20 protein-coding genes and 4 pseudogenes are annotated in these 24,698 nt (G+C 64.2%); 18 read left to right on the top strand and 6 right to left on the bottom strand.

The features are described from left to right. Positions 1-26: 26 nt before the first annotated feature. From OKW29_RS12930 to OKW29_RS12895, 8 genes are all read left to right on the top strand, one after another. Positions 27-1,568, top strand: a complete 1,542-nt coding sequence (locus OKW29_RS12930) for a CoA-acylating methylmalonate-semialdehyde dehydrogenase (RefSeq protein WP_429291326.1) — start codon at positions 27-29, stop codon at positions 1,566-1,568. A gap of 31 nt (positions 1,569-1,599) precedes the next feature. Continuing rightward, positions 1,600-2,517 (top strand): 3-hydroxyisobutyrate dehydrogenase, encoded by a 918-nt coding sequence (gene mmsB / locus OKW29_RS12925; RefSeq protein ID WP_429291325.1) that lies wholly within the window; start codon positions 1,600-1,602, stop codon positions 2,515-2,517. After that, a complete protein-coding gene (locus OKW29_RS12920; RefSeq protein WP_429291324.1) occupies positions 2,514-3,314 on the top strand; it encodes an enoyl-CoA hydratase in 801 nt (266 codons plus the stop codon). The genes mmsB and OKW29_RS12920 overlap by 4 nt, the downstream gene beginning before the upstream one ends. Beyond that, on the top strand, positions 3,311-4,474 hold the full coding sequence (locus OKW29_RS12915; RefSeq protein WP_429291323.1) for an enoyl-CoA hydratase/isomerase family protein: 1,164 nt from the start codon (positions 3,311-3,313) through the stop codon (positions 4,472-4,474). The genes OKW29_RS12920 and OKW29_RS12915 overlap by 4 nt, the downstream gene beginning before the upstream one ends. Before the next feature lie 300 nt (positions 4,475-4,774). Then, entirely contained in the window at positions 4,775-6,418 is a 1,644-nt protein-coding gene (locus OKW29_RS12910; protein WP_429291322.1) for a hypothetical protein, read from the top strand. After that, positions 6,418-7,695 (top strand): hypothetical protein, encoded by a 1,278-nt coding sequence (locus OKW29_RS12905; RefSeq protein WP_429291321.1) that lies wholly within the window; start codon positions 6,418-6,420, stop codon positions 7,693-7,695. Before OKW29_RS12910 ends, OKW29_RS12905 begins: the two co-directional genes overlap by 1 nt. Before the next feature lie 179 nt (positions 7,696-7,874). After that, positions 7,875-8,057 (top strand): CsbD family protein, encoded by a 183-nt coding sequence (locus tag OKW29_RS12900; protein WP_018425391.1) that lies wholly within the window; start codon positions 7,875-7,877, stop codon positions 8,055-8,057. A gap of 248 nt (positions 8,058-8,305) precedes the next feature. Continuing rightward, positions 8,306-9,400 (top strand): AI-2E family transporter, encoded by a 1,095-nt coding sequence (locus OKW29_RS12895; RefSeq protein WP_429291320.1) that lies wholly within the window; start codon positions 8,306-8,308, stop codon positions 9,398-9,400. Between the two features lie 48 nt (positions 9,401-9,448). Here the strand turns inward: OKW29_RS12895 and OKW29_RS12890 are convergent. Next, positions 9,449-10,614 (bottom strand): annotated as a pseudogene (locus OKW29_RS12890) (MFS transporter); the annotation flags it as partial. Positions 10,615-11,170: 556 nt separating this feature from the next. On the opposite strand from OKW29_RS12890, the pseudogene OKW29_RS12885 reads away from it, so the two are divergent. Continuing rightward, positions 11,171-11,365: pseudogene (locus OKW29_RS12885) on the top strand (MFS transporter); the annotation flags it as partial. A gap of 45 nt (positions 11,366-11,410) precedes the next feature. Here OKW29_RS12885 and OKW29_RS12880 read toward each other — a convergent pair. Beyond that, positions 11,411-11,977, bottom strand: a complete 567-nt coding sequence (locus OKW29_RS12880) for a phosphate-starvation-inducible PsiE family protein (RefSeq protein ID WP_429291319.1) — start codon at positions 11,975-11,977, stop codon at positions 11,411-11,413. A gap of 278 nt (positions 11,978-12,255) precedes the next feature. Here OKW29_RS12880 and OKW29_RS12875 point away from each other — a divergent pair, with 278 nt between their 5' ends. The 5 genes and pseudogenes from OKW29_RS12875 (at position 12,256) to OKW29_RS12855 (ending at position 17,649) form a co-directional block, all read left to right on the top strand. Beyond that, complete coding sequence (locus OKW29_RS12875; protein WP_429291318.1) at positions 12,256-13,149, top strand: helix-turn-helix transcriptional regulator; 894 nt, start codon at positions 12,256-12,258, stop codon at positions 13,147-13,149. Continuing rightward, positions 13,146-13,454, top strand: a pseudogene (locus tag OKW29_RS12870) (DUF308 domain-containing protein); the annotation flags it as partial. The gene OKW29_RS12875 and the pseudogene OKW29_RS12870, both read left to right, overlap by 4 nt. Before the next feature lie 85 nt (positions 13,455-13,539). After that, a complete protein-coding gene (locus OKW29_RS12865) occupies positions 13,540-13,830 on the top strand; it encodes an HdeD family acid-resistance protein (protein ID WP_429291317.1) in 291 nt (96 codons plus the stop codon). 41 nt (positions 13,831-13,871) lie between these two features. Beyond that, positions 13,872-14,486: an Hsp20/alpha crystallin family protein gene (locus tag OKW29_RS12860; protein WP_187631719.1), complete on the top strand. Its 615-nt coding sequence runs from the start codon at positions 13,872-13,874 to the stop codon at positions 14,484-14,486. Between the two features lie 379 nt (positions 14,487-14,865). After that, positions 14,866-17,649 carry an AAA family ATPase gene (locus OKW29_RS12855; RefSeq protein ID WP_429291316.1) on the top strand — a complete coding sequence of 928 codons (2,784 nt, stop codon included), beginning with the start codon at positions 14,866-14,868 and terminating at the stop codon, positions 17,647-17,649. Positions 17,650-17,872: 223 nt separating this feature from the next. On the opposite strand, the gene OKW29_RS12850 is transcribed toward OKW29_RS12855, so the two are convergent. Further along, positions 17,873-18,298 carry a MurR/RpiR family transcriptional regulator gene (locus OKW29_RS12850; RefSeq protein WP_429291315.1) on the bottom strand — a complete coding sequence of 142 codons (426 nt, stop codon included), beginning with the start codon at positions 18,296-18,298 and terminating at the stop codon, positions 17,873-17,875. A 96-nt stretch (positions 18,299-18,394) separates the two neighbouring features. Between OKW29_RS12850 and OKW29_RS12845 the strand changes: the two genes are divergently transcribed. Then, positions 18,395-18,715, top strand: a complete 321-nt coding sequence (locus tag OKW29_RS12845; RefSeq protein ID WP_429291314.1) for an ATP-binding domain-containing protein — start codon at positions 18,395-18,397, stop codon at positions 18,713-18,715. Positions 18,716-19,028: 313 nt separating this feature from the next. On the opposite strand, the gene OKW29_RS12840 is transcribed toward OKW29_RS12845, so the two are convergent. Next, positions 19,029-19,391, bottom strand: coding sequence for a winged helix-turn-helix transcriptional regulator (locus OKW29_RS12840; RefSeq protein ID WP_429291313.1), 363 nt, complete (start codon positions 19,389-19,391; stop codon positions 19,029-19,031). Positions 19,392-19,474: 83 nt separating this feature from the next. Between OKW29_RS12840 and OKW29_RS12835 the strand changes: the two genes are divergently transcribed. Continuing rightward, entirely contained in the window at positions 19,475-19,801 is a 327-nt protein-coding gene (locus tag OKW29_RS12835; RefSeq protein ID WP_429291312.1) for a nuclear transport factor 2 family protein, read from the top strand. Further along, positions 19,801-20,580 carry an SDR family oxidoreductase gene (locus tag OKW29_RS12830; RefSeq protein WP_429291311.1) on the top strand — a complete coding sequence of 260 codons (780 nt, stop codon included), beginning with the start codon at positions 19,801-19,803 and terminating at the stop codon, positions 20,578-20,580. Before OKW29_RS12835 ends, OKW29_RS12830 begins: the two co-directional genes overlap by 1 nt. Before the next feature lie 591 nt (positions 20,581-21,171). Here OKW29_RS12830 and OKW29_RS12825 read toward each other — a convergent pair. Together OKW29_RS12825 and OKW29_RS12820 are read right to left on the bottom strand one after the other, a co-directional pair. Next, positions 21,172-22,668 (bottom strand): tyrosine-type recombinase/integrase, encoded by a 1,497-nt coding sequence (locus tag OKW29_RS12825; protein ID WP_429291310.1) that lies wholly within the window; start codon positions 22,666-22,668, stop codon positions 21,172-21,174. Next, positions 22,665-23,639 (bottom strand): DNA-binding protein, encoded by a 975-nt coding sequence (locus OKW29_RS12820; protein ID WP_429291309.1) that lies wholly within the window; start codon positions 23,637-23,639, stop codon positions 22,665-22,667. The genes OKW29_RS12825 and OKW29_RS12820 overlap by 4 nt, the downstream gene beginning before the upstream one ends. 407 nt (positions 23,640-24,046) lie before the next feature. On the opposite strand from OKW29_RS12820, the pseudogene OKW29_RS12815 reads away from it, so the two are divergent. After that, positions 24,047-24,325, top strand: a pseudogene (locus OKW29_RS12815) (HU family DNA-binding protein). Positions 24,326-24,698 lie beyond the last annotated feature (373 nt).

The following is a 24,698-nucleotide window of genomic DNA, read 5'->3' as shown; positions in this document are numbered from 1 at the left end:
GTTTTCTAAATCACAGGAGTTTCAGCATGAGCACCCTTGCTTCGAACGAGACCGGCCGCGACGTTGCCGGCGCCGTGGCCACCGTCAAACTGCTGATCAACGGCGAGTTCGTCGAATCGAAGACGACCGAGTGGCGCGACATCGTGAACCCGGCCACGCAGGCGGTCCTCGCGCGCGTGCCGTTCGCAACCGTCGCGGAAGTCGACGCGGCGGTGCGCAGCGCGCATGCCGCGTTCAAAACGTGGAAGGACACGCCGATCGGCGCGCGCATGCGCATCATGCTGAAGTACCAGGCGCTGATTCGCGAGCATATGCCGCGCATCGCGAAGACGCTGTCGGCCGAGCAGGGCAAGACGATTCCCGATGCCGAGGGTGACATCTTCCGCGGTCTGGAAGTCGTCGAGCACGCGTGTTCGATCGGCACGTTGCAGCAGGGGGAGTTCGCCGAGAACGTCGCCGGTGGTGTGGACACTTACACGCTGCGCCAGCCGCTCGGCGTATGCGTCGGCATCACGCCGTTCAATTTCCCCGCGATGATCCCGCTGTGGATGTTCCCGATGGCGCTCGTGTGCGGCAATACCTTCGTGCTGAAGCCATCCGAGCAGGACCCGCTGTCGACGATGCAGCTCGTCGAACTCGCGCTCGAAGCCGGCGTGCCGAAGGGCGTGCTGAACGTCGTGCACGGCGGCAAGGAAGTCGTCGATGCGCTGTGCACGCATGAACTGGTGAAGGCGATTTCGTTCGTCGGCTCGACGGCGGTCGGCACGCACGTGTATCGCCTCGGCAGCGAACACGGCAAGCGAGTGCAGTCGATGATGGGCGCGAAGAACCACGCGGTCGTGCTGCCCGACGCGAATCGCGAACAGACCCTCAACGCGCTCGCCGGCGCCGCGTTCGGCGCGGCCGGTCAGCGCTGCATGGCGAGTTCGGTGGCGGTGCTGGTCGGTGCCGCGCGCGAGTGGCTGCCCGAGCTCGTCGCGAAGGCGAAGACGCTGAAGGTCAACGCGGGTCACGAGCCGGGCACCGATGTCGGGCCTGTCGTGTCGCGCGCCGCGAAGCAGCGCATTCTCGGTCTGATCGACGCGGGCGTGAAAGAGGGCGCGACGCTCGCGCTCGACGGCCGCGATGTGAACGTGCACGGCTACGAGCAGGGCAACTTCATCGGCCCGACGGTGTTCACCGACGTGACGGCCGACATGGAAATATACCGCACCGAAATCTTCGGGCCGGTGCTCGTGGCGGTGAACGTCGCGACGCTCGACGATGCGATCGCGCTCGTCAACGCCAACCCGTTCGGCAACGGCGTCGGCCTCTTCACGCAAAGCGGCGCGGCGGCGCGCAAGTTCCAGAGCGAGATCGATATCGGCCAGGTCGGCATCAACATTCCTATCCCGGTGCCAGTGCCGTTTTTCAGCTTCACCGGTTCGCGCGGCTCGAAGCTTGGCGATCTCGGTCCCTACGGCAAGCAGGTCGTGCAGTTTTACACGCAGACCAAGACGGTCACCGCGCGCTGGTTCGACGACGACACCGTCAACGATGGCGTCAACACGACGATCCGCCTGCGTTGAAGGCACTGAGGGCACACCCGGAGACGACATCATGAAGATCGGCTTTATCGGACTCGGCAATATGGGCGCGCCGATGGCGCTGAACCTGCTGAAGGCGGGCCACGCGCTCAACGTGTTCGACCTCAGCGCGGAAGCTGTGCGCACGCTCGTCGACGCGGGCGCGCAGCCGGCCCGCTCACCGCAAGCCGCCGCGAGCGACGTCGAATGCGTGATCACGATGCTGCCCGCCGCGGCTCACGTGCGCAGCGTGCTCGTCGCGGACGATGGCATCCTCGCCGGCATCGCGCCGGGCGTGCCGATCATCGATTCGAGCACGATCGATCCCGCCAGCGTGAAAGCGTTTGCCGAACTCGCCGCGGCTCATGGCAACAACTTCGTCGATGCACCGGTCTCGGGCGGCACGGGCGGCGCGGCGGCGGGCACGCTGACCTTCATGGTCGGCGGCAGTGCGAGCGCGTACGAGCAGGTCAAGCCCGTTCTGTCGGCGATGGGAAAAAACATCGTGCATTGCGGCGACACTGGCACGGGTCAGGTCGCGAAGATCTGCAACAACCTCGTGCTCGGCATCTCGATGGCGGGCGTCGCCGAGGCGATGTCGCTCGGCGAGGCGCTCGGTATCGACACGAAGGTGCTCGGTAGCATCATCAATACGTCGACCGGGCGCTGCTGGAGTTCGGACACGTATAACCCGATGCCGGGCGTGATCGAGACCGCGCCGTCCTCGCGCGGCTATACCGGCGGCTTCGGCACCGACCTGATGCTGAAAGATCTCGGCCTCGCCACCGATGCCGCGCGCAGCGTGCGTCAACCGGTCTATCTCGGCGCGCTCGCGCAGCAGCTTTATCAAACGATGAGCGCGAACGGCGCGGGGCGCCTGGACTTTTCGGCGGTGATCAAGCTGTATCGCTCGCGCGAGCGCGGCGGTAACGGCCAGGGAGGCACGCAATGATCGACCTCGATTACGCACATGACGGCGCCGTTGCTTTGATCACGTTGAAACGGCCGCCCGCGAACGCTTTCACGCCTGACGGTCTGCTGCAATTGCAACGCACCGTCGAGCAGTTGAACGCCGATGCGCGCGTGCGCGCGCTCGTGATCACCGGCGACGGTCCGAAGTTTTTCAGCGCGGGCGCCGATCTGAACACGTTCGCCGACGGCAATCGCGAAGTCGCGCGCACCGCGGCCGCGCGTTTCGGCGCGGCCTTCGAGTCGCTGCAGAACGCGCGGCCCGTCGTCATCGCGGCGCTCAACGGTTTTGCGATGGGCGGCGGTCTCGAATGCGCGCTCGCGTGCGATATCCGCATCGCCGAGCAGCATGCGGTGCTGGCGCTCCCCGAGACGGCGGTCGGTCTGCTGCCATGCGGCTGCGGCACGCAGACGCTGCCGTGGCTCGTCGGCGAAGGCTGGGCCAAGCGGATGATTCTGACCGGCGAGCGCGTCGATGCGGCGACCGCGCTCAGCATTGGTCTCGTCGAAGAAGTGGTGGAGCGCGGCGCCGCGCGTGAAGCCGCGTTGAACATGGCGCAGCGCGTCACCGGTTTGAGCCCGCAGGCGGTCAGCTTCAGCAAGGAGCTGATCCATCAGGCGCGGCATGGCGTGCCGCGCGCCGCCGCGCTCGCGCTAGAACGCGAGCGCTTCGTCGATCTGTTCGATGGCGCCGATCAGCGCGAGGGCGTCAACGCGTTCCTCGAAAAACGCGCGCCGCGCTGGCAGACGAGCCGTGCATCGCGGGAGACGCAGCGATGAGCACTTTGCGCGGCGTTGCGGTCGAAATGCGCGCTGCGACGAACACGCAAGCCGAACCCGACGTGCTGTTTCGCGTTGTCAACCGCGTGGCGATCATCACGCTGAACCGGCCTGCCGCGCTCAACGCGCTGTCGCACGCGATGGTGCGCGAACTCGCGGTGCTGGTCGAGCATTGCCGCACCGATGCCAGGATCGTCGCGCTGGTGCTGAAGGGCGCTGGCGACAAGGGCTTTTGCGCGGGCGGCGACGTGCGCGAGGTACATCGGCTCGCGACGCAGGGCGACCCACGCTGGCTCGCGTTCTTCGTCGACGAATACCGGCTCGATTACGCGTTGCACACGTTTGCGAAGCCGGTGGTCGCGCTGCTCGACGGCATCACGATGGGCGGCGGCATGGGCCTCGGCCAGGCGGCGCGGCTGCGCATCGTGACCGAACGCAGCCGCATCGCGATGCCGGAGACTCGCATCGGCTTCGTGCCCGACGTCGGCGCGAGCCGCTTTCTGAGCGTGATGCCGGCCGAGCTTGCGCTGTATGTCGGGCTGACCGGCGCGACGCTAGCGGGCGCCGACGCGATGCGCCTGCAACTGGCCGACCTGTGCGTGCCGGCCGACTGGCTCGCGAGCTTCGAGGAACGTTTGCAGCGCATGTCGCACGACGGCGAGCGCATCGACGCGCTGCGCGCCGTGTTCGAGCCGCCGTGCAATATCGTGCCGCACGCACCGCTCGGCGCGCTGACGCAACTGATCCTGCGCCACTTCGACCGGCGTTCGGGCGTCGAGCGCATCGTCGCGACACTGCGTCAGGATCTCGAACGCGAACCGCCGCGCGAGGTGCGGCAATGGCTGCAAGCGACCTACGACGCACTGACCGCCCATTCGCCGACGATGCTGCACGTGACGCGCGAAGCGCTGCTGCGCGGCCGGCAGATGACGCTTGCCGATTGCTTCCGGATGGAGCTCGGCATCGTGAAGCGCTCGATCGAGGAAGGCGATTTCCGCGAAGGCGTGCGCGCGCAACTGATCGACAAGGACCGTCGGCCGCGCTGGTCACCGGCGACGCTCGCCGATGTGCAACCCGAGCGCGTGCGGCATTTCCTGAGTTCGCCGTGGCACGGCGACGCGCATCCGCTGGCGGCGCTGGGCGCGGAGCATGGCGACTGACTTGCGCGGCGTATCGCATGCCGCGCGGGGCGCGCGGCCCGGCGCACCCGCGCCCGCCCTTAGGTCTGCCTGGCATGTCCCGCCCATCAGCCGCCGGTGCCAATTGTGGTGTGGCGGACACAGACTACGCGCGCCGATTGACATCTTTCCGGGCGCAATCTTAGATAGATAGTTCAGCCCCGTCCCGACCGGCAAAGCCTGCTCGCAGCCCTCATCACGGCGCTCGTCCGACCTACGGTGCGTTTATACGTCACCGCTTCCCGCATTCCCGTGCTCTTGATCGATCAGGAGGCAATGCGTATGGAAAAGCCGTCAGATGAGAATCGCCGCTCCAAACCCTTCGGCGACAAACCCGCTTCCCACCTCGAGCAGGGCCCTCATGCAAAAAAGCTCGTCCTCACTGCGCTAGGCGGCATTGCGGTTCTGGTGGGCAGCGGTATCTACTGGGTGGTGACCTTTTCGCATCGCGTGCCGGATGCGGATTGCTTTCCTCCCGGCATCGAGTGCGTTAAAAAGATCGCCGCGGTGATGAAGGAAGTCAGCGACGCGGATCGCGCAACCAGCATGGGCGAGAGCTGGCTGCTTGCGTTGCTGGTCACGGCCTTCACGTTCCTCGTGTTTTATGTCCACATTTGCCGTGGAGAAGAAGAACGGGCGCGGACCATCGCGGAACACGAGTTCGAGGAGAAGAAGCGTATCGCGGAAGAGGAAGGCGAGGCCGCTCCCGACGTCGACTCCCGCTCGAAGGGTGTAGTCGGCATCCTGCGAACCTGGTTCGCGTCGCGCTGGTGCATTCCGGTGTTCTGCTACGTCCCCGCGGTATTGCTGTTCGGCGGAGAGATATGGGAGGGCTATACCGATGCGGTCGTACTCGCATTGGCGCTCGCCGCCATTTACGTGGCCGCCGAACACTATTCCGCGCTCGAGCAGCAACGCAAGCTCGTCGACGAGCAGGAAGCGGTGCTCGAGACCATCCGCAAGGAGCTCAGCGACAAGGTGGCCAGCATCGATAACGCGATGGGAACCCGCTATGGTCTTCGCGTGATTTACGACGCCTATCGCGACCCGAACCACGACCAGTCCCGCGCAGAGGAGAGGCAGCGCTTGCAGCCGGGCGCGGCGCACCAGGCTCACGGCGGCGCGGCGAACGTTCAGGAGTCTGAGAAAGGCATTTTTTCGATCTATCGTTTCTTCGATATCGACAAGCAATGGTGGGCGCGCGAGTCCTGGGACGGCTATCGCAGCAGCCCCGCGGCGACGCTCTATCGGACCTTGAAGGAAGGCGCGCGCACGAAGATGACGCTGGTGACGCCCCTCGAATATCCCGAGTTCGACGACGGCTCGATGCAGGACAAGGCACTCTTCTTCGGCAAGTTCATTGGACTCGTATGGCATTACGTCGTGCTGTGGCACGTACGGCGCGCGCTCGAGGCCGACTCGAAAGACGTCGTGTGCGAACACAAGATCCGCATTGCGCAGACTTCGCTGTGGCTGCATGTGGTCGACCGGACCGTCTATCAGATTCTCGGCGACGATCGCGGCAAGGACGTCAAGGTGCGCAACCTGACGCACGACATGGATGAGATCTCGGTATCGCTCGCCCGCTGGGCCAAGCGTGAAATTCAAACGCTGGCGGCGCGTGGCCCGACCGTCGAGGAGTACATCTGCACCTGCCTGACCGACGCCCATCAGGCCATACCCGCGGACGGCGCGGCCACCTTCGGACAGAACGAGGATCACGTACTCGAAAGACTCGGATTCAAGGAATGGGCGAACGAAGGAGACGCGCCATCGGGAATTCGCAAGCGAGTGTTGGCCGCGCGCTGCAAGGGATTGATCCGGGATGCCGTGGCGATCATCGCCACGTCCGAGCCGAGGCAGACGGCGATCATCGACGGCCAATACGATCCGTCGATCGAAGAGATAGCAGCGGAGGTCGAGTGATGACTACTTCCATCGATGCGATGCTGGCCGACCTGGAGATCATCAGCGCTCTGGTGATGTCCATCGTGGTGCCGACGAAAAACACGGACCGGTCGAACTTCACGACGCCGATCTCGCTGATCGTCAGACACCATCTGGTCGGCGGGCAGTCGCCGCTTGCCGGTCGCGACGTGCGCGGTCTCGTCGACCGGCTCAAGCACTGCGCCGGCGCGCTGTGCAAGGTCGGATCGGGCAAGAAGCTGCTCGCCGATTCGCAGTTGATGCAGGGCATTCCTGCGGCGCCATATCAGGCGAATCAGTTCTACGTCGAGTTGCTGACGGCGGTGTCGCTCGGTCTTTACTTTCTCGGCGTGCCGATTGGCGAGCCGTGGGACCTGGTGCAGACCTGGGCCGACGAGGAGGGCGGCGGGCTACCGAACGGCATCTGCGTGGCGAAGGCGATCGGCGATATCGTGCGCTCGTCGCGCAAGTGGCATCCCACGCTGCCGGTGGAAGCCGACGCGAACGAGCGCGCCAAACGCAGGGCGTCGACGGATCTGATCGTCCATTCGTTCCTGCCGATGATCCTGTTTCGCGATCTGATCCTGTGGGGCGGCGGACAGCCGGAACCCGAGAATTCCGGGCTGCCGGAACATCCGTCGATCCGCAGTCAGACGGCGACCGGACCCACCGAAGGCGACGAGTCGGATGAACGGTCTTTGCTCGTGCCGTCGATCCATGCGTTGGGCCGCTGTTACGAAGTGTTGCAACTGCAACTTTACCTGAGGGCGGGTTATCCGATTTACTATGCCGTGCCAGAGGCCATTCTGAAGACCGAGATTTTGCGGTCCTGCGCGGCGGGAAAATCCACCGAGGAGTGCTGGGAAGAAATGTGCACGTTCCTGCGGGACAAGATCTTCCGCGGCAAGCTGCCCGACGCCGGCAATCTGCGGAAGCAGTGCGTCTACGTGATCGACCGGACCAAGCCCCCCGCGTGCTTCATCAATCACGATGCGGGGCTGCTGACCTTCGAAGGCATCGATCTCGACGTGGGCAGCCGCGAACTGCCGCTACCGGCGAGTTACATGCTCGACGAACGCAGGGAGCGCTACCGCAAGAGAGTGCTTTCGTTCAAGCCGGCCGATGACGAAGCCGCGCTGCGAAACCTCTTGAATGGCGCAAAGAACAAGGAACTTTTCAAGCAGATCTTTCATGGCGCGAAAGATGATCATCCTGATCCGGCTCACGGCAAGGATGCCGCCAACGACGCCGCGAAGGACACCGTCACGGTGAGGTGACGATGCGCGGCGCACTGGGTATCGGGAACGCCGGATGCTAGGAATTTTAAGGTTGCTCCGACGCGGATCGCCTCTGGCGAAGCGATCCGCGCCATAACGAGGCGCGTCGCGCCGTACGTTGGCTGTTTCGTTGCAACGCCAGCAGGCAACTCCACAGTCAAACCTGGCAGGAAGGCACCATGGACAGGAATCGTGTAGAAGGTACAGCGAAGGAGCTCAAGGGCTCGGTCAAGGAAGCGATTGGCAAGGTCACCGGCAATCGCGCGAAACAGGCCGAAGGAGCGGCCGAAAAAATAGCCGGCAGGATACAGGCGAGAATCGGCGAAGAAACCGAAGAGGTACGAGAGCGCGTGAAGAGTTAGCGAGCCGAAGCTTCACGTACCCGCAGCTTCATTTATCCCGCCCCCCGGTTTCGGGCGCATCAAGTCACGCACGCATGCCGTGCAATGATGCACCGCGAGCGTAGCTCCTCGCACGCCGCCGGTGCTCGCCGCGTCGCGCCCTCGCGGCGCGGCGTTCGACACACGGAACGTGTAAATTTCTGTTACGGTCCAGAGTCAGCCGGCGCACTCGTCGCGCCGGCGCCGCATCGCCCATTCGAGGACGCTTCATGCTGGGATTCGACGTCGGCGCGGCCAGGAAAGTCTGGACCGCGTCTCTGCTCGCGCTGCTATTTTTCCTCATCTATATCGCGTCGACGACGGTGCTCGTCGTCGTGTTCGCGGTGTTTTTCAGCTATCTGATCTACCCGATGGTGGTGCTGGTCGAACGCGTGAGGCCGCGCCGCATGCCGCGCGTCGTGTCGATCGCGGTCGTGTTCGTCGTCGTGGTCGCGCTGCTCGCGGTGGTTGGCTCACTGTTCGGCGTGGAATTGCAGGATCAGGCGACGCGCCTCTTCACGCAACTGCCCGCGCTGCTGCGCACCGATGTGCCGAACCGTTTTCCGCTGCCGCATTTTCTCGAACCGCTGCGCGAGCGGATCGTCGATTTCGTGCGCAGCCAGATCGAGACCGGCTCGGACAACGCCGTGCCGTTGGCGCGCAGCCTCGGGCTCGGCGTCGTCCACGCGGCGAGCAACCTGATCTACCTGGTGCTGATTCCGATCCTGAGCTTCCTGCTGATCAAGGACGGCGAACGGATGCGCGACGCGTTTCTGGCGTTGCTGAACAGCCGGCATCGCGTGCTGTGGAACGAGATCGTCGACGATCTGAACGTGCTGCTGTCGAAGTACGTGCGCGCGCTGCTGTTTCTGTCGCTCGCCACGCTATTTAGCTACGGCGTCGTGTTCTCGCTGCTCGGCGTGCCGTACGCGTTTCTGCTCGCGGTCAGCGCCGGGCTGCTCGAATTCGTGCCGTTCGCGGGGCCGCTTGCCGCGGTCGCGATCACGCTCGTGGTCGCCGTGTTCAGTGGCTATCCGCACCTGTTGTGGCTCGTGATTTTTATCGGGCTGTACCGGCTGTTCCAGGACTACGTGCTCAATCCGTATCTGATGAGCGAAGGCGTCGAGGTCAGTCCGTTTCTGGTGATCGTCGGACTGCTCGCGGGCGATCAGCTTGGCGGCGTCGCTGGGATTTTTCTCGCGGTGCCCGTCATCGCGACGCTGAAAATCGTGATCGGCCGGGCGCGCGTGTTTTACTCGGCGTCGCACGGGCAGGGCGAGGCCGCGCGGCGCGCGCTGACGGGCAGCAACGACGATGAGGCGTAACGCGCGGCGCGCAGTTGGCGCGGCGACACCGCGCGCTGCCTGGCATCGCTAATCTTCTCCAGCGATGTGAGCATCGATGCCGGCGCGAGGCATCGTCGCGCCAGCGGCGCTGGCCGCCGCCACTTCGCGCGGCACGCCCTTCACGCGCGAGACCCACAGCACCGCCGCGCATGCGACCGCCACCGCCGCCCAGCCGACGGTTCCATACCTGGCGATGCGGCCATCAGCCGACGTGCTCAGCATCAAGCCGCCGAGCCACGCGCCAGTGCCGGTGCCGGTGCCGGTGCCGAGCGCCTGCAGCGCGCTGTTCGCGCTCAGGAACGCACCGCGTCGCGCGGGTTCGGGGACCGTGGTCAGCAGTGCCTGCATCGGCACCATGCGGCCGTTCATCAACACGAGGAAGCACGGGAAGAACAGCACGAGCGCGTAGAACGGCAGGTTCGGCAGATGCGTGATGAACAGCACCGGCACGAACGACAGCGCCGCCGCGCAGCGGAACACGCGCTGCGTGCCGAAGCGGTCGGCGAATCTGCCGACGAGGCGCGACGTGAAGAAGGTCGCCGCGCCGCCGGCCATGTACAGCCACGACAGCTGTCGCGGCGCGACGCCGTGATTGGCGACCAGCATCGGCGCAATGAACGGGATCACCAGCATGTGCGCGATCATCATCATGAACGTCAGCGCGAACGCGTTCAGATGGCTTCGGTTGCTCAGCAGGCGCCACAGCTCGGGCAGTACTTCCGCGAGCGGCGGCTGCCGGCGGCTCAGATGCGCGGCCAGCGACGGCACCTGTTGCGAGGCCGCGAACCACACCAGCAGCGACAACGCGACCAGCAGGAAGAACGGCGCCGCCCAGCCGAACTGCGCGCCGAGCATCACGCCGGCCGGCACGCCGGCGATCGCCGCGAGCGAGAACGCGGTCATGATCGTGCCGGTCGCGGCGCCGCGCCGTTGCAGCGGGATCACGTCGCCGACGATCGCCATGATCACGGAGCCGAGCACGCCGCCGGTGATGCCCGCGAACGCGCGCGCGGCGAGCAGCGGCGCGAAGCTCGACGCGAGCGCGCACGCGAGGTTCGACAGCGCGAACAGTGGTAAATGGTGAGCAGCAGACGGCGCCGGTCGAAGCGGTCGATATAGGTCGCCGCGAACAGGCCCGACAGCCCGGAGCACCACGAATACGCGGATACGGCCGTCGCGAACGCGGCCGGCGCTGGTCCGGGAACCATTAAACATTAACTTGGGAAGGAGTTAAGTGCCGATTCTTCCATTTGCGAGGCGAGTTCTGGAGTTGGTTTCAATGAGTCGTCGCCAGATAAGTCCGTAGTCTTGCTGAAAGGTACATTACGCACGTCTGCTGGCGAAATATTGAGGATCGTAGCGGCCCACCCAACCTCAGCTGATCCAGAGCAGAGGCCCGACTCAAGTCGCTTTTCGGCCACAGCTGTCGTTCGTGTGTCGACGCGGACGTGCCTGCTTACCGCTGCTCACCGGTCGTTCATCGAGGAGCGGCGGCGAACAGCGGCTACCGAGTTCAACGAACGCGTACTTTCGACCCACTTCCGCCTCTCCGGTAAGTTTCGCGAACGACGGCTCCCGAGCGGCCAGGAGACGATGGCAGATGACATTTTGAAGTACTTGTCGTTGGTGGGTCGAGTGAAGATGCGCCACCATCGCACGCATGACGGCCTGATCAAAAGAGAAGACGCATCCGTTAGCAAGCACCGCAATCGAGTCGTCCGCGTCGCCGGGGTTTCAGTCGCCGATCGGCATGCGGTCGGTCTCTTGTTGCTGGCATTCGGCCAGGGCGGCATGTTCACGCTCCGTGCGCTGTCGTTCGGCGTGGTGGCGCTTGCGGTGTGGGCGATGGGCATCGAGACGAAGGGGCTCGCGCTCGAAACGCTCGTATCCCGCGTGCAACCGCAAGCGGCACGACTTCGCGTGGCCATCGACGATGTCCGCTAGATTGTCGCTTACGCTGCCACTCCGTGACGAGCGTGGCGAGTCGAATCAATTGCCGCGGTGCCCGCCTTCGCCTGGCCGTACCGCTTCCTGTCGCAGCGCGTCCGCCGTGCGATCGCTCTGCGCTTGCGTGGCGGCCGTCGCGTCGGCTGGGTCGTCACGCTGCCGCATCAGCCAGTAGACGCTCCCCAGCGCAACCAGCGCAAACCCAAGCGCCGCGATCTGGGCGGGCGCACTGGCCGGATCGAGAATGATGAATTTGCGGGCGATAGCGAGCAGGGCAACGAGAAGCACCGTTTTGACCTGCACGATGTGATCGCGCCGCGCCATCACGCGCGTAATCGAATGTTTGAACTCCATCGCGATCAGCAGCGTCATGACCATGCCGAAGATGGTCTGAAACACCGCGTGATCCAGCGGGTTCAGCGCGTCCGAAACCAGCAATGAAATCACCGCGCGAATCAACTGCCAGAGCGACACGAGGATGATGATGGAAATCACCACGCTCAGCACATGCGCGACAAGCTGCTCGAAGCGTTCATAAAAGGTGAGCATGTCCCACTGCAGACGCAACGCATCGAGATCCCTGCGCAGCCAGCTTTTCTTTCTTTCCATGATTTGGCTCCCGGGCGGCCGTCGCTGCGCCGCGAACGCACCGCGCGCGTGCATGGATTGCACATGCGTCGTGCACAGTTCATTCGATGATCGCGCAACGCATATGCTACGGTCTTTTGCGTTTGCGCGGGTTCCTTACGGATAACTGCCCAAAGCAGAACTGATAACAGAGGTCGAACTATTTCGCGCTTCTGATACGAGGGTACCTTTCATGTACGCGAAGAGGTACTAAGCTTGAAGCAGCAGGTCCATGCACTGTACCCCGACGATTGCGCAATATGGAACACGCCATTTTGGCAGCGCCCCATCAGGGATTACGTCACTACCCGCCCCGCACAGGCTGCGCCGAGCGGCGCGGCGGAGCACATGCGGACATCTGCCTGCTCGTCCCGGCAGACAGGACAGCCGTGGAAGCAAGTGGACGGAACAACGCCGGCTCGCGAAGCCATGTCAACGTTCGCGCGCCGTGCATCGGCCTGATTCCGGCCGGTGCAAAACTGACTGCCGCCGAGGACGATCCCCAAGGGCTCGTCATCGCGCTCGACTCGCGCATACTCGAAAGCAGATCACGTCAGGTTTTCGGCTCGTCGTCGAGCCGCGAATTGCCACTGTGGTTTCAGGCCTGGGATCCGTTTTTGCGTGAGGCCGCGAGCACGTTGATATTGCTCGCTCAAACGGCCTTCGTGGAGGCCGGCTGTCTCGATGGTTTCGCCGATGCCATCGCCCTGCATGTCTCGTACCATTACAGCCGCGATGTCCACGCACGCGTTCGTGAAGCGCCGCTCAGCCAGCTAAAACTGATGCTGATCAACGCGTTCATCAGCGAACACATTGCGGAAAACATTCAGGTCGAACAACTCGCCGCCCGGGTGCATATGAGCCCATCGCATTTTGCGCACGCGTTCAAAAAAACAACCGGCTCCCCGCCTCATTTTCATCTCACCACCGAGCGCGTGACGCTGGCCAAAACGATGCTGTCTTCGAGCAGATTGCCGCTGATTGATGTCGCGGCCCGCACGGGTTTTCGGACCCAGCAGCACTTCACCGAGGTATTTCATCGCTACACGGGCATGACCCCGCGCGTGTTCCGCCTTGCCGCCCATGGTGCACAGACTGCGACAGCGAATGACACGGCAGGAGCGCAGAAATCCGACACGTCTTGGCAGGAATGAGAAAGAAGCGTCTGCTGTCGGCGCGTACTGTGGAAATACATCGCTTCAATGGCTCCGTCAGCGGCGCGAGGCGCGCTGAGCGGGCATCTGTTCATTGTCTCGCGAGGCCCACAATGCACAATCTGCTTGGACACGCGTGGTGGATGCTGGCGCTGCGCGGCGCGGCCAGTTTCATCTTTGGCGTGCTGGCGTTGGCTCTGCCCGGTATGACACTCACCTTTCTGGTCGCGTTGTACGCTGCGTATGCAATCGTCGGCGGCGTTGGGGCGATCAGCGGAGCCGTCCGTCATCGCCGTGATACGCCTGGCTGGTGGGCGCCGCTGCTGCTGGGACTGTGCAGCGTCGCCGCCGGGGTGATCGCGATCCTCCTGCCGGGCGATCACCGCCCTCGTGCTCGTCCTCGTGATGGGCGTCAATGCCATCGCGACAGGCGTGTTCGACCTTATCACCGCGTTCCGGCTGCGCGTTCATATTCGCGGCACGTGGCCGCTGTACCTGAGCGGCATTCTTTCCCTTGTGTTCGGCGTGCTCGTACTCGCCTGGCCCGGCGCCGGCGCGCTCGCGCTCGTCTGGATGATCGGTGCGTATGCCATTTTCACCGGCGCGTTGCTGCTGGCGCTCGGCGTCAGTGCGCGGGGCTGGCTCCGCGATGGGCTGAGGGGCCATCCGTCCGCCGGATGAAGGCGCGCATCGTGTAACTCAATTCATGAAAGGAGTCAGTCATGTCACTCGATCTCGACAAGTGGAACCCGTTCAGGTTTCTACGTCATTCCGCCGATGAGAAACAGAGGCAGGCTTCGTCCGGCGTCCCGCAACAGGCCCAGCAGCAGGGCACCCAGCGAACAGCCGGTGCGCAGCCTTCAGGCGCCGCCGCCTTGCCGTCGATATGGGCCGATTCGGCGCGCTGGCCGCTGGCCGATCCCTTCCAGCTGTTCACCGATCTGATCCGCGATCCGTTCGGTGGCCTCGGTCCGCTGGAACAGTGGTTCGGCGACTTCAGCCCTAGCCGGTTCCAGCCGCGCATCGACGTGGTCGACGACGGCGACGCGCTGCGTATCGTCGCCGAACTGCCCGGCCTGGACCGCGACGACGTGAAACTCGAAGTAGTCGAGAACATGCTGCTGCTGAGCGGCAACAAGCAGATCGAGTCCAAAGGGGAAGAAAAAGGCTGTTACCGGATAGAACGTGCGTTCGGGCAATTTCAGCGCGCGGTTCCGCTGCCGGCCGGCATCGATCCCGATCGCGCCGAGGCGCGCTTCGAGAATGGCGTGCTGACGGTACGCGTGCCGAAGGCCGGAGAGGTAACACAAACCACGAAGCAGATCGAGATCAAATGACACCGGGTGACGCGCGGACCTCGCGGCATTTCCGCGAGGCCGCGCACCCGTGCGTCAGCTGCCTGGGAATCGACAGGCAGCTGATGCTGTGCCACGAGCATCACATGGAGTTCATGGCACGTCACTGAGTCGCCCGATCAGATTCCACGTCGTTTCGGGCTCTGGCCCGGTCGCAAAGGCCGCGCGGCACAAACCACGCTTGGGGATCCTCGATCACGAATCTCGGCTAGATGAAAGACTCATGGGGAGAGTCATCCTGATGACGACGGGGTTGCTCTCGTCGAGCCAGCGGTCGCTTGGCGTCACGCGTGCATCGTTCCGCAATCGCGTGAATCGTTCGGCTTCAACTTGAGCCGTCCTGTAAATGGAGAGGTTGACCATGCCTGCCCTTTGCGAAATTTGTCATGCCCGGCCCGCAGTTGCACAAGTGACGGTAGTACAAAACGGCCAGCGTAAATCGATGTCGATCTGTGATTACGATTACCGTCAATTGATGCGCCATCAAAGCATGCTCAATCCGTTCGATTCCCTGCTCGGCGGCGGTCTTTCGCGTCTATTGGGCGAGCTTCCCGGCGTGGCCGGAGACGAGCATGACGACGACGCTGGACTCGTCGCTTCTGTGCCGCGCGAGTCCGTCGATGCCACCGATGCGTTCAGCGAGCAGACAATGGAACTGCTGCAGCGCGCGGCGGAAAAAGCTCACGAACTGCAGCGCACCGAGCTCGACACGGAACATGTGCTGTACGTCCTCGCCGACACCGACGTTGTCGCGGCGCTCTTCAAGGAATTGAAGCTTTCGCCGGAGGACATCAAACGATACATCGACCAGCACGCGCAAAAGGGTCACGCCGACTCCGACGCGCCCATCGACAAGATGACGGTCTCGCCGCGGCTGAAGAAAGCGTTTCAATACTCGTTCCAGGCGTCGCAAGAACTGGGGCATTCCTATGTTGGTCCCGAGCACGTGCTGATCGGCCTGGCCGCCGTTCCGGACAGCATCGCGGGCGCGTTGCTCAGGAAATACGGCGTCACGCCCGAGGCGTTGCGGCAGAAAGTGGTGAAGGTCGTCGGCAAGGGTGCGGAAGATGGACGCGTCGACACGCCCAGCGGCACGCCGACACTGGACAAGTTCGGACGCGATCTGACCGCCATGGCGCGGCAGGGCAAGCTCGACCCTGTGCTGGGACGCGCGCAGGAAATCGAGAGCACGATTGAAGTGCTCGCGCGGCGCAAGAAGAACAATCCGGTGCTGATCGGGGAACCGGGCGTGGGCAAGACCGCGATCGTGGAAGGATTGGCGCAGCGCATCGTGAACGACGACGTGCCCGAGGATCTGCGCGGCAGGCGGCTCGTCGAGATCAACCTCAATTCGATGGTCGCTGGAGCGAAGTATCGCGGCGAATTCGAAGAGCGCGCGAAGCAGCTGATCGACGAAATCACCGCGAAGCAGAGCGAGCTGATCGTCTTCATCGACGAATTGCATACCATCGTCGGTGCGGGACAGGGCGGCGGCGAAGGCGGTCTCGATATCGCCAACGTGCTCAAGCCCGCGCTCGCGCGCGGCGAGCTGAGCCTGATCGGCGCGACGACCCTCAACGAGTATCAGAAGTACATCGAGAAGGACGCGGCGCTCGAGCGGCGTTTCCAGCCCGTTCTGGTACCCGAACCGACCGTCGAACAGACCATCGTGATTCTGCGCGGCCTGCGCGACAAGCTCGAAGCGCACCATCAGGTGACCTTCGCGGACGACGCGTTCGTCGCGGCGGCAGAGCTTTCCGATCGCTATATCACCTCGCGCTATCTGCCGGACAAGGCGATTGATCTCATCGATCAGGCAGCGGCGCGCGTGCGCATTGGCTCGACTTCCCGGCCACCTGACATCCAGGAACTCGAAGCGGAGATCGCGCAGTTGAAACGCGAGCAGGACTATGCATCGTCGCGCAAGCGCTTCGACGAGGCCAAGGGCTTCGAGGAGCGCATCAAGGAGAAGCAGGCGAAGCTCGACGAGCTAACCGAAGCGTGGCAGCGCAAGACCGGATCGGAGACGCTCGAAGTGACGGTCGCCGCAGTCGCGGAAGTCGTATCGCGTCTCACCGGCATACCGGTCACCGAGCTGACGCAAGAGGAGCGGCAGAAGCTGCTCGACATGGAGAACAAGCTGCGCGAGCGCGTCGTCGGGCAGGACGAAGCCGTGCTCGCCGTGAGCGATGCCGTACGTCTCTCGCGCGCCGGCATGGGTCAGGTCCATCGGCCGATTGCGACGTTCCTGTTCCTCGGTCCGACCGGTGTCGGGAAAACGGAGCTTGCGAAGGCGCTCGCGGAAACCGTGTTTGGCGACGAGCAAGCCGTGATTCGCATCGACATGTCGGAATACATGGAGCGACATGCGGTTGCTCGATTGATTGGCGCGCCTCCGGGCTATGTGGGGTATGACGAAGGCGGTCAGCTCACCGAGCGCGTGCGCCGCCGTCCGTATTGCGTGATCCTGCTCGATGAAATCGAGAAGGCGCATCCGGATGTGAACAACGTGCTGCTGCAAGTGTTCGACGACGGCAGACTCACCGATGGCAAGGGCCGGGTAGTCGACTTCAGCAACACGATCATCATTTCGACCAGTAATCTCGGGTCGTCGATCATCATGGACAACCTCGAGAAGAGCGACAAGGATCGCGATTCGGAGAAGGAAATCCGCGAGAAGCTGATGGACGTGTTAAAGGGGCGCTTCCGTCCCGAGTTCCTGAACCGCATCGACGAGATCATCGTTTTTCACGGACTTTCGCGCGGGAACATCCGCGCGATTGTGCAAATCCAGATCGATCGCGTAGTGCGGACCGCGGCGGCGCAGGGCATTACGCTCAGGGTGCAGGACTCGCTAATCGATCATCTCGCCGACGTGGGCTATCGACCGGAATTCGGTGCGCGCGAGCTGAAGCGCCAGATTCGTCAGGAACTCGAGACGAGGCTTGCAAAGGAAATGCTGGGCGACAAGATCAAGTCCGGCGATACCGTGGATGTGGCCTTCGACAAGGGCTCGGACAAGGTGACGCTGACGACGGTCGAAGCTGAAGCAAAGCCGAAGGAGAAAAAGGGCAAGCCGGCGAGCAAGAAGGGCGCGCCGAAGTCGGACCAGGACAGGAAGGAATCCTCGAAGACCGATTCCTGATCGCCATCGTCGGCATTTGTGTATTTCATGGAGCGCCACGCTCGGTGAAGAACACTGCCGGAGCGCAGCGGCGATATCAGTTGCCCGCGATCACGGCTGCCGTGACGAAGATCGATGCGGTTTAACTGATCGGGCTCGGCTCGTTTTCGACCGGGCCCGGGACGCGCGAGTCGGTCGCAATCCGGCGACGGGCGGCGAAATCAGGTTCCCGCTGCGAAAGACGTCAAGTCTCCCGAACCAGGACACGACGACCAGCGGATATCAGGTACTTTAATCTTGCAGGATGACCGCAGGATTTGCATTGTCTCCACACCCTGCCTTCCTCGACAAAGCGATCTATTTCGGCGAGTACATGTACCGCGTCGCGATGATGATGGATCGCGTAAGCGGAGTAGAGCACGTCGAGCACCGCGATCTGGCCAATCTTGGCGGTCGTGGACTCGGGCGCTTCCGGGCGGTCGATCGCATCGGCTTGCTCGGCGGTGATGAGCGAGATGTCCGCGTAGCGTGTGATCGGCGACGACAGAAAGGACGTGATGCAGACAGTAGGGGTCCCTCGTTCGCGCGCGATCTGAAGCGCGCGCACCGTGGCCTTTGTCCGTCGCGAATTGCTGATCCCGAACACGACGCATTTGTCGTCGAGATTCACGGACGTGAACTGCTGGATGCTCTGATCTCTGTAGAAGATGCACTTCTTGCCACGCGAAAGAATCGCACCACGCCATTTTACGCGGCGAGCGCGGAAGTGCCCGGTCGCAAAGAAGACCACGTACTCGCACGCACTCAGTGCTTCCACGACGCGCGCGACGGCCTACCTGTGGGCGCTGGCGCAGCGAGCTACGCCGGAGTCAGGCGCCGACTACGTGATCTCGACCGTGCAAAGGGACTGGAATGGAAACGGGTGGAAGTAGCCACTGATTTTCGCTTCAAGATCGCTGACGGGCGCCTGACGCGGGACGAGGACGAGATGCGCCTGCTTTACGTGGCCGTGACGCGCGCACAGCATGTGCTGTACATCTCCGAGCTACGCGAGGAGCTTTTACGGTTGTTCAACTCGCGTCGGTGATTGGGCAGGCCTGCTCCGTGCCAGTATGACTTTCAATGCAGATGCTTTGTGCTGCTGGTGGTGGATGACACCGCCGCATCTCGAGGCAATACCGCGGTTGGAGGACATCTTCCTGGGGACGCTTCAAAACGGAAAACAAGCACGGTTGCGACAGAACAATCCGTCGCAAAACGACCAACCCGATGGCGCCGCTCGGACAAGTTTTACGACCGCCCGCTCCGGGAGCGACACGAGACGACCGCGAATAACACGTCGGCCTTCATCTCGTCGACAACCCACAGAATTCGAATTCTGGCAACCAGGTTTGTCGGCCTTAGGCACGCACGCTCGACGCTGTCGCTGCAAAGTCTTCACGGCGCTCCGCCCATTTCAGGATCGCATCCAGTGCTGGGCACAGAGCCTGACCCCAATCGGTCAGGCGGTAGTCCACCTTCGGCGGCACCTGGTGGTAGACCCTGCGGGTCACAATGCCGTCCTCTTCGAGGCGGCGCAGCTGCTGGGCGAGCATCTTTTGCGTAATGCCGGGGATCAGTCTCTGAAGGTCCGAAAAGCGCCGCACCTGGCCACCGAAAAGGTGAAACAGGATCACCAGCTTCCAGCGTCCTTCCAGAAGCCTGAAGGCGGCTTCGACGTCGATCGCGGCGGTCGTGGGAGTGTAGACTTTTCGGTTGGGCACGGCTTACTTTTTAGTGCGTTCTTGCGATGTGGTAACTATAGCGCCATCATTGGGACATGCAAACTGACGTCAGGCAAAGTCCTATGAACATGACCCTACCGCCGCCACTGGATGCTTATCTGAACGCGGAAACCACCAGCGACACCGCTCCTCTCGCGAACTGCTTCACTGCCGACGCCGTCGTGCGCGACGAGGGCCGCACTATCGAGGGGCTCGAAGCCATCCAGGCCTGGAAGAAAGAGACCAAAGCCAGATACCAGTACACCGTCGAGCCGCTGGACTTGTCCCAGGATGGCGCCGCCGTGACGATGCGCGCCAGGCTCACGGGCACCTTCCCCGGTAGCCCGGTCGAGCTGACCTACACGTTTGTTCTAGCCGACGGCAAGATCGCGTCTCTGGAGATTCGCTGATGAGCGCGACACTCGAACTTCAGGGCCTCCGGGCACTTGTTACAGGCGGGACCAAAGGCATCGGTAAAGCCGTTGTCGCACACCTTTGCGAGGCGGGAGCGAACGTCCTCGCGACAGCACGTGCGCGTCCCGATGACCTTACCGAAGAAAGATTCATCGGTGCGGACATCACGACGGCCGAGGGTTGTAAAACCATAGTCGACGCCGTGCTCGAACGGCTCGGCGGCGTCGACATAATCGTGCACGTGGCGGGTGGCTCATCTGCGCCGGCGGGTGGCTTCAGTGTGCTCGACGACAACGAATGGACCAAGGCATTGAGCCTGAACCTCTTCCCGGCCGTGCGCATCGATCGAGCACTGTTGCCCTTGATGGTCGAGCAGCGCTCGGGCGTCGTTATCCACGTCACGTCGATTCAGCGGCAGTTGCCGTTGCCGGAGGCCACGATTGCCTATGCTGCCGCCAAGGCTGCCCTGTCGAACTACAGCAAAGCCTTGTCCAGGGAGGTCAGTCCGAAAGGCGTTCGCGTCGTGCGTGTCTCCCCCGGCTGGGTCGAGACGGATGCCGCCGCGGGGCTCGTTGCTGAGATCGCCCGGCAGAACGGCATCGACGAGGACGGCGCTCGCAAGATCATCATGGATTCGCTCGGGGGTATTCCTCTCGGGCGGCCATGCTCTCCCCGGGAAGTGGCAGACCTCATTGGCTTCCTGGTCTCTGCGCGAGCCAGCGCTATCACCGGTACTGAATACGTCATTGACGGCGGAACTGTTCCGACCGCTTGATTTGAGCCGCTTGCCCCGCGGCTGCGGTGTCGAGCGTCTCTGTCGGCAGGCGGACAGCCACGGCCAGGCTTCCTCGGCGCTGCCGTATGCGTGTCCTGTTAATCGTCAGGATCGAGTGGCAACGGCTTCTGCTTCGTCGAGCTTCTCTGGAACACTTCATCACCTGTTTGGGTTTGTTGGTTCGGAATGAGTCGTAGGGGGTGTTGGCTTTTCTCGGGCCGGATCCGGATGGTCGTAGATTTTTGTTTGAGTGACGCAATCTGGCCGACCTGTACCCGACAGCGATCGGCCGCACGTGTTAAGCGTTGTCCAACGCCTGCCCGCACGCGTTGTCGTGCGTTCATAGGCTGACAGGCAAGGGCAGGCATCGAACAACGCTTAACAAAATACGCATTCGCTGAAGTCGGTGGCGGCCGTGCGCCATTGCCTTGCCGAACGACCGGTCTCCAGCAGTGAGCGGGCACATCGGCGTCGATACACGAAGGTCGGCTTAGGCCGAGGAACGGGCAGCTGCGGAAGTAGGGAGGTCAATGAGCGATGGGCATCCCTTCAAGTGGCAGCGCACATGTCGTTCCGTTTTTTCGGCAGCGGTTAACCTTTTTCCGCAAAACTCCCCTCCACAAACGCACGCGCCTCGGCTTGTCCCGTGCGCGCATAGGCCGCGGTGGTCTGCACCGACGCATGGCCGAGCAGCGCCTGGGCGACCTGCAGCGGCACGCCATGGTCGACCACCAGCGTGCGCGCATAGCCGTGCCGCAGCCAGTGCGTGGAGGCCCGCTCCAGCGCCGTGCGCATCGCACTGTCTGCGGCCGGCACGCGGCTCGTCGCCAGCGCGAATAGCGCCCGGATCTCGTCGTACAGTCCGCTCGCGCCCAGCGCCCGGCCGCGCTCACTGTGGATCAGCGGCAGGCGTTCCTCGGCGGGCGGATCTTCCGTCAGTCCGACGGCGCGCCGGTAGGCCCGCAGCGCGGGCAGGCAGGCACTCGGTAGCGGGATCGCGCGCAGCCGCTGGCCCTTGCCCAGTACGTGCAGGGTCCACTGCCGGGCGTCGTCGACTTCCACGTGCGGCAGCGCGAGTGCCTCATCCCACACCAGTTCCGCGAGCCGCACGCCGCCGTAGCGGTAGAGCGTCCAGATCGCGCGGCGCCGCATCCAGAGAACAGCCGGGACCCCGGCCGGCGCGTCGCCGGCGGCGACCGCATCGCAGTGCGTGAGCGCGGCGGCCGGCAGGAACCGCACCGGGGTCCAGGTCAGGCGCGCGCGGCGCCCGGCGGCCAGTCCCTCGGCCGGATTGACCGTGAGATAGCCCACGCGGTGCCACCAGGCAAACAGGCTCGAGACCGCAGCGAGCGCCCGGGACACGCTCGCCGGCGCCGGCCGCGTGACGTGGCCTGCTGCGTCGTCGCGGGGCGCCTGCAGCGCGTCGCGGTACGCGATCAGGTCCTGCCGGGTGAGATCCGAGAAGGGCCCGAGCCCCTCGCGCCGGCACCAGGCGGCGAGGCGCCGCAGTTCCGACAGGTACGCGCGCAGCGTGTGCGGGGAGTGCGAGGCGCGCTCCCGCAGGAACAGTTTCGCCGCCTGCGCGTCATCGGCGACCCCCGGCGTGTTCGTCAGCGCCGCCGGATTCGCGAAGCGTCCGGCGCGCGCGAGCCACGCCGGCTCGACCCCGGCCGGCACTGGCGCGAGGTCCTCACTGTGAGGCCCAGTGCGTGCGACGCAGACACCGTCGTGTGCGTCATCCGGTGTGTTATCCGGTGCCGCGGCACGGAAGCGCCGGCGGTGCTGCCGCAGCACGCGTTCGAGCACGGTGGCGGCCGAGGGGGTCGCGGCTTCCGGCACGACCCGCAGCCGCCCGCGCTCCCAGTACTCGATGGCGGCGTCGTGCCCGAGCAGCAGCGCGAACACGGCGGGGTGCTCGCACTTCGCATCGGCCAGCGACGGACAGCCCCGTTTGAGGGCCGTAAGAGTCCAGCGGAGATAGACCGGGTGGCCCAACGCCTGCGCGAGGTATTCCAGCGCAGCGTCGACGGAGCCGGGCAGACGCTGCGGCGGCCGGCAGCCGGTATCGAGCCACTCGGACGGGTTCATCGTACTTTCCTCGCCGAGGCCGGCTTCTGTCCGGATTGGCCGGCGTGGCCGGCATGGCCCGTTCTCACGGCGGGGCGCGCCGGGCGGCGGGTCGCCGCGGAGGGGGCATTTGCGGTTACTGTGCCGACGAGCGCCAGCGTCTGCCGCTGCTGCTCGATCATCGTGGTGAGGGCGGCCGCTTCGGCCGCGGCGTGCTGCTGGGCGTTGCGCTGCTCCGCCAGCTCCGTGAGCAGCCGGTCGCGCAGCGCCTCCAGCGCCCCCACGCGTTCGGTCGCCCGGGCGAGTTCGGCCTCGAGGCGCTGCCGCTCGGTCTGGAAGGCTTCGCGCTGGTGCGCGGTTTCGCGCAGCAGCTGCCGGGACAGGCCGTCATAGCGCTGCCGTTCCGCCGCCAGTTCGCCCGCGTGTGTCTTCGCCGCCTGCGCAGCCGTCTCGTCGGCAGTGGCCAGTTGCGACTGCAGCGCCGTGCTGGCGGACTCCAGCAGGCGCGTCCGCTCCTCGAGGGCCCGGCTTTCCAGTCGACGCTCCAGCAGCTCCGCGCCGCGCGCGGCGAGCTGGGCCCGAAGATCGGTGAGTTCGGTGCGGAGCATGTCCGTGCGCAGTTCCGCGTTGTGGCGCGCGGTGTCGGCCGCTTCCCGGCTCGCTTCCGCGTCCTGACGCAGCTGCACGACGTCGGCCAGCTGGGTCGCGACGGCCGCTTCCCACAGCGCGCGCATCTGCGCGGCGATTTCCGCTGGCACATCCGGCACCGCGAAGCCGGTCAGGCCCGCCTGCACGAGTTCGGTCTCGATCGCATTGAGATGCCGCGCGAGCGTGGCGGGGTCGCCGGCGCCCAGGCGCGCGCGCAGCTTGCGCACCGACACGATCCGGCGGAAGCGCGCGTCCGAGGCCGGGGCGGGCTCGCCCGCCTCGGCGAGCATCGCGAGCACGGTGGTGCGGATCGCATCGGGGGTCACAGCGGCGGGGCGGGCCATGGCGGACTCCGGCAAGCAGCACTGCAGCACGGTAGCCCTGCAGCGCGCCGGAGCGGACGGGCGGAAGCCGCCGCACGGGGCGCAGGGCGGGATTTCCACATTAGATTACGCACAGGTCTGACGCAACAAAACCGCATTTGTCGCGGTTAAAAACGTGCCCGCCATGATAAACGCCCTTATCGCGGCCAGCTATCGCCAGTTGAATCGATGAGCGGGCGGTATCAATCCGCAGCGCTGCCCTCAGAAGGAGGGTGGGGTGCGCGCCTTGGCCGATAGGGGTAGCGGCCTGGCACTGGAGGGTGTCCTGTCCGGGCATCGGTCACGACTGCGGACGTTGAACGCTCATTGCGCGCGGGCCTGTGAATCGGGTAGGGGGCGGCTTCCTATCACCTTAACGGGGAAACCAGATGAACAAGGAGGAATCCGTCGACGCCGTCGCCGCGCGGACCGGTACCACCAGGGCGTTGGCCGCCGAAACCCTTGATGCGCTGATCGGCACCATCACGACGGCGGTCACCTAGGGCGACACCGTGCAGCTGATCGGGTTTGGCTCGTTTTCAACGGGCGCGCGCGCAGCGCGGGTCGGCCGTAACCCGGCGACCGGTGCCGAGATCCAGATCGCTGCGGCGAAGACGGTCAAGTCCACGGCGGGCAAGGCGTTCAAGGATGCCGTGAACGGCGCCTGACAGCGGGCTGACAGCGGGCCATGATCTGTTCGCGCGGCAGACGGCGGTGACGGATAGCTCGTCGCCGCGGCGCTCTGCATCAATGACTGATCAGTGCCGGACCGGCGCGGCCGCGTCATCAGCCGCCTCGTGTTGTATTGCCCAACTCATGCAACGAAATGCCGCCGTAAACAGAAGAAAACTTATCCCAATGGCAGTATTTCGACCTCCAAGTCGCCTTGTGCAAATCGAGCCGCTGCAATGTCAGGGTCATCCCAGAACCGTCCGCCGCCTTGCAAAGGAATTTCCCGACGAATCAGTGCATTACGACATATTTCAGATCTCTGCGATGCGAAGTGACGCCTTTAATTTGGACTGAGGCGCGTTGACGTTT

The sequence above is a fragment of the Paraburkholderia sp. CI3 genome, from assembly GCF_050436505.1.
GTDB lineage: Bacteria > Pseudomonadota > Gammaproteobacteria > Burkholderiales > Burkholderiaceae > Paraburkholderia > Paraburkholderia tuberum.
The sequence above is the reverse complement of the archived record's forward strand: the minus strand, read 5'-3'. Positions and strand labels throughout refer to the sequence as shown.

Coding starts and splice junctions, on each gene's coding strand:
- OKW29_RS12860 (WP_187631719.1), top strand. CDS start 13,872: ATGTCACTCGATCTCGACAAGTGGAACCCGTTCAGGTTTCTACGTCAT.
- OKW29_RS12855 (WP_429291316.1), top strand. CDS start 14,866: ATGCCTGCCCTTTGCGAAATTTGTCATGCCCGGCCCGCAGTTGCACAA.
- OKW29_RS12930 (WP_429291326.1), top strand. CDS start 27: ATGAGCACCCTTGCTTCGAACGAGACCGGCCGCGACGTTGCCGGCGCC.
- OKW29_RS12910 (WP_429291322.1), top strand. CDS start 4,775: ATGGAAAAGCCGTCAGATGAGAATCGCCGCTCCAAACCCTTCGGCGAC.
- OKW29_RS12920 (WP_429291324.1), top strand. CDS start 2,514: ATGATCGACCTCGATTACGCACATGACGGCGCCGTTGCTTTGATCACG.
- OKW29_RS12835 (WP_429291312.1), top strand. CDS start 19,475: ATGAACATGACCCTACCGCCGCCACTGGATGCTTATCTGAACGCGGAA.
- OKW29_RS12900 (WP_018425391.1), top strand. CDS start 7,875: ATGGACAGGAATCGTGTAGAAGGTACAGCGAAGGAGCTCAAGGGCTCG.
- OKW29_RS12820 (WP_429291309.1), bottom strand. CDS start 23,639: ATGGCCCGCCCCGCCGCTGTGACCCCCGATGCGATCCGCACCACCGTG.
- OKW29_RS12915 (WP_429291323.1), top strand. CDS start 3,311: ATGAGCACTTTGCGCGGCGTTGCGGTCGAAATGCGCGCTGCGACGAAC.
- OKW29_RS12875 (WP_429291318.1), top strand. CDS start 12,256: ATGGAACACGCCATTTTGGCAGCGCCCCATCAGGGATTACGTCACTAC.
- OKW29_RS12895 (WP_429291320.1), top strand. CDS start 8,306: ATGCTGGGATTCGACGTCGGCGCGGCCAGGAAAGTCTGGACCGCGTCT.
- OKW29_RS12880 (WP_429291319.1), bottom strand. CDS start 11,977: ATGGAAAGAAAGAAAAGCTGGCTGCGCAGGGATCTCGATGCGTTGCGT.
- OKW29_RS12825 (WP_429291310.1), bottom strand. CDS start 22,668: ATGAACCCGTCCGAGTGGCTCGATACCGGCTGCCGGCCGCCGCAGCGT.
- OKW29_RS12830 (WP_429291311.1), top strand. CDS start 19,801: ATGAGCGCGACACTCGAACTTCAGGGCCTCCGGGCACTTGTTACAGGC.
- OKW29_RS12905 (WP_429291321.1), top strand. CDS start 6,418: ATGACTACTTCCATCGATGCGATGCTGGCCGACCTGGAGATCATCAGC.
- mmsB (WP_429291325.1), top strand. CDS start 1,600: ATGAAGATCGGCTTTATCGGACTCGGCAATATGGGCGCGCCGATGGCG.